The 3,828-nt window shown below is 68.9% G+C and carries 4 protein-coding genes; all 4 read right to left on the bottom strand.

What is annotated here, in order from left to right; genetic code table 11:
- The coding region (locus NBZ83_RS30725; protein WP_261576371.1) for a CaiB/BaiF CoA transferase family protein at nt 1-1,162 on the bottom strand (1,162 nt) is incomplete at its 3' end.
- A gap of 211 nt (nt 1,163-1,373) precedes the next feature.
- Nucleotides 1,374-2,585 (bottom strand): hypothetical protein, encoded by a 1,212-nt coding sequence (locus NBZ83_RS30720; protein WP_261576370.1) that lies wholly within the window; start codon nt 2,583-2,585, stop codon nt 1,374-1,376.
- A gap of 5 nt (nt 2,586-2,590) precedes the next feature.
- Nucleotides 2,591-3,265 (bottom strand): helix-turn-helix domain-containing protein, encoded by a 675-nt coding sequence (locus NBZ83_RS30715; protein ID WP_261576369.1) that lies wholly within the window; start codon nt 3,263-3,265, stop codon nt 2,591-2,593.
- 86 nt (nt 3,266-3,351) lie between these two features.
- Nucleotides 3,352-3,696 (bottom strand): hypothetical protein, encoded by a 345-nt coding sequence (locus NBZ83_RS30710; RefSeq protein ID WP_261576368.1) that lies wholly within the window; start codon nt 3,694-3,696, stop codon nt 3,352-3,354.
- Nucleotides 3,697-3,828 lie beyond the last annotated feature (132 nt).

Below are 3,828 nucleotides of genomic sequence, written 5' to 3'. Positions count from 1 at the left end.
GGCGGGGCGCGGGCGCGAGTTCGCGCAGCGGCCGGCCGTCGTCGTGGACGAGGGTGGAGGGCTGCACGACCGGGCCGAGCTCGGGGTCGGTGACGGTGACGCGGCGCCCCTCGTGGACGAGCTGGGGGTGCGCCAGCGCGTCGGCGCCCCGGCGGAACGGTTCGGCGGAGATGTCGCCGTTGGCGGCGAAGACCTCCTCCCATTCGGCGAGGGTCCGCTGCCCGACGCGCTCGATCATCAGCTCCCACAGCTCGGTGCGCAGCTCCTGCGTCGGCAGGGCGGGGATGCCGGCCCACTTCGGGTCGGTGAACACCTCCGCCAGGCCTAACTCCCGCATCAGCGCGACGAACAGCCGCGGCTCGACCTGGGCGAACTGCAGCCAGGTGCCGTCCTTCGTCGGCGCGGTCAGCAGCGGGTACACCAGCGGCCCCTGGACCTCCCCGGCGGCGTTGAACGCGTTGACGACGGTGAACGCCTCGGGCCAGCGGATGCCGACGATCTCGGTGTAGAAGTTCCAGGTGTCCAGGGCGCCGACGCCGCGGGCGAGGTCGGCCTCGACGCGCTGGCCCAGCTCGCTGGCGTCGCGTTCGAGCAGGGCGGCGAGGATGCCGTGCACGGCGGTGTGCGCCGCGCCCCAGGAGGCGAACGGCACCGACACGTACGCCGGCCCGCGCCGCGCCGTGATCGCCTCCTTGACGTGGAAGACGCCGAGCTTGGCCAGGACCAGCCCCTCGTAGCCGGGCAGGTCGCGCCACGGGCCGGCCGGCCCGAAGCCGGTGATCGATGCGCTGACCAGCCGCGGGTGGGCGGCGGCGAGGTCGGCGGCGGTCAGCCGCAGCGCCGCGAGCGTCGCCGGCCGGTAGGTGGTGACCAGGACGTCGGCGTCGGCGAGCAGGGCGTCGAGCTCGTCGCGGCCGCCGTCGGCGTGCAGGTCCACCACGACGCTGCGCCGGCCGCGGCCGAGGACCGGCCAGTCGGCTCGCCGGCGCAGCGCGCTGCCGCCGGGCGGCTCGACCAGCACGACGTCGGCCCCGGCATCGGCGAGGAACAGCGTCGCCAGCGCCCCGGGCAGGCTGCCCGACAGGTCGATGACGCGCAGCCCCGCCAGGGGTCCCTGGTCGGCTGCCCCGGCCTGCCCCACGTCGAAAGTGGTCTCCGTCACGCCGTTCCCCTCGTCCACGCGGTCACCCGACACATCGTGACGTGGATCCTAGTTCACTAGGTCATAGAAGAGAACTATCTCGGCGTGTGTGCGGTGAGGCGCCTACCGGCAAAGCCGCGGGATCCTCGCAGGCGCGCGGCCGTGGCAGGTGGATCGGCGAGGATCACCTCCTCGCGGCAGGGCAGGAGAAGCTGGAGTAACGACTGGGCGATCACACCGAGGTGGCTCCGGGGGTGCGGGGAACGCCTAGGACGAGGTCGTCGGCCAGCGCGCGGGCTCTGGCCAGATCGGACTCGGTCATCGTCCTGCGGTGCGCGGCGCTGTTCGCGAGTCCGTTCAACTGTCGTGCCTGGCGCCGCCGGGTCTCGTCCAACCAGCCTTGGACTACTGGATCGTGTCCGAGGATCGCCAGGCAGAACCGGTAGTCGCGCAGATCGCGGCCCGCTGGCTTGCCGGCCTTGCGTCGATTGTCGTTCACCGTTGCCAGCCAGCTCTCGCCGTACTGCTGGGTGAGCCAGGCCTGCAGTGGTTCCGCCAGGCGGCCCGCGGTGACCTCGGCGATCCGGGTGACCTGGTCGTGAAGCGCGGGCCTGAAGACTGTCGACGCCGGGACCGCCCCGGTTGCGGGCCCTCGCCCGTCGCCGGCCTCATGGGTTGGTGGGCCCTGCCGCGGGTTCTGAACCGGCGATGCGCGGTCTTGCGCAGGAGGCTTGGCCTGCTCGGTGGGCGAGGCGGGACGAGAGGGCCAAGGCCATGCGGTGCCCGCTGGTCCGGCCGGGTGCTCTCGGTGGCTGCCCAGCGACGGGCCCACTCCGCCACGGCGGTTCGGACCGGGATGCCCCGGAGCCCTGGCGCCCTGGGGAACAGGCGGTATCCAGCCGGCACCCAGGCCTGCCCGTGGCGGGGTCCAGTGCCTCGGCTGCTGGTGAGACACCCCAGGCCGGCCGGTGGGCCGCGGCGTCTGCGGAAACGGGTGCCGGGGGATCTCCGGCAGGACGATCGTTCGGATCCGACGAAGCCGACCCGAGGGCCGACGGGTCGGCGCGGCGGCGAGTTGGCGTCGCAGAGCGATCGCCACCACGACCATGGTGGCGATCCAGAAAATCCAGATCGCACCCTTCTCGAATCCATCGAGCAGGTCGGCCAGAACCACGGGCACGGCGCCGACGAGGCCCAGCGCGGCGAGGATCGTGGCGAGGAGAGTCCCCACCGAGGCTCGCCGCCGTGGAATGAGGTTCCACATCACCGCCAGCATCGAGGCCACGGCCAACGGAACCGTGACCATTATCCTGCGGGAACTGAGGCGTTCGGATGCCATGAGGTCGGGTCTCGTCAGCGCGCCGACCACATCGGCGAATTCGCCGAGAAGATATGTGACGACGAGCGTTCCGGCGATGACAAGGGCGATGCGACTCCTGCTCATCTCGGTTATCCGTTCCGTGTTGTTCGCGCGGCGCGGCGAGATTCCAGGCGCGGCGCCAGCCAGTCGAGGTCGGCCGGACCGATCAGCCGCATCGCGAGCAGCCATTCGCACAACGGCCGTCGGGCGTCCGTCGTCCGATCCAGGCCCTGGACGCCCGCGGCGACCAGCTCGTCCCGGACATGCTCGATGCGTTTGCTGACGACGCGGCTGGTCAGGCCGAGGAGATCAGCAACCTCCTGATAGCTCCTCGGTCGCGGGTCGTAATGCGGATAGGGACGTAGGTAACCGCGGGCGAGCGCCACCATCACCTCGCGTCGGCGGTCAGTCAGACGGGGCGCCTGGGTCACTGTGCTGATCGGATCCGCCGGCAGCACGCGCGGCGCGACGTCGGTCGTGGTGTCCGGCTGGGTCAGCCGCAGTCCATAGGTCCACAGGCCGCCCGGGACGAGCACGGTGAGGGCTGGGTGGTCGACGGCCCGCCGGCTGGCCGGCCCGCCATCGAGGGCGACGGGCAGCGGCAGGGCAAACCCGAACGGGTCGACGACGTGCAGCGCGCGTTTACGGCTGAGGTTCGTCACGGTCCAGATCTGCCCGACCTGCTCCACGCAGCCGGCCACCCGACTGATGCCGGTGTCGGCGGGGTCGAGCTGGATATCGCATACCCGGTCCCGCCCGAACACGCACCGGCCGCCCGGTTCGACTCTGCGGTGCTCCTGATCATAGTCGACCAGTAAGTGGTTAGACGTACGCCGCGGGCGCATCAAATCTACTCGAACAACATCAGTGATAGGATTCCCGCGTGGTCGTCGCTGGAGTAGCTTGAGGGAGACAAATCGAAGCGGATGCGGTTAGCGCCTCGAATATTGTCCGCCAGGGTGCCCACGTGATAGCTTCCTACCGTTGCGGACCTGACAGGGTGCCAATCTGGAGAGTTATCCCACATGGCAGAAAGGCTTACAGTTATCTGCATCTCTGCATCCGGATTGTTGTCGTCGAGTCCAAATTTAGCTTCTACTCGGGAATATTTGCCGAGCGTGTTGAACTGAATCATTACGGTGTTGTAGTAGCCCAGATTGGAGAGCAGGATATCCGAATATGATTGGTCGTCCACTCGGATACTAATGGGAAAACGACCTGCTGGAATTCTGTTGAATTTTTAGGGCCAGATCTGGGTATACCGAGGATATGACCGAAGGAGCTGAGAAGAGGATTCTGCGGAGGTCTCTTGAAGAGACCCGTTTTC

The sequence above is a fragment of the Frankia gtarii genome (assembly GCF_025403375.1).
GTDB classification, from domain to species: Bacteria; Actinomycetota; Actinomycetes; order Frankiales; family Frankiaceae; genus Frankia; species Frankia gtarii.
Note: the sequence above shows the minus strand (reverse complement) of the source record. Positions and strands in the feature narration are given on the sequence as shown.

Coding starts and splice junctions, on each gene's coding strand:
- NBZ83_RS30720 (WP_261576370.1), bottom strand. CDS start 2,585: ATGAGCAGGAGTCGCATCGCCCTTGTCATCGCCGGAACGCTCGTCGTC.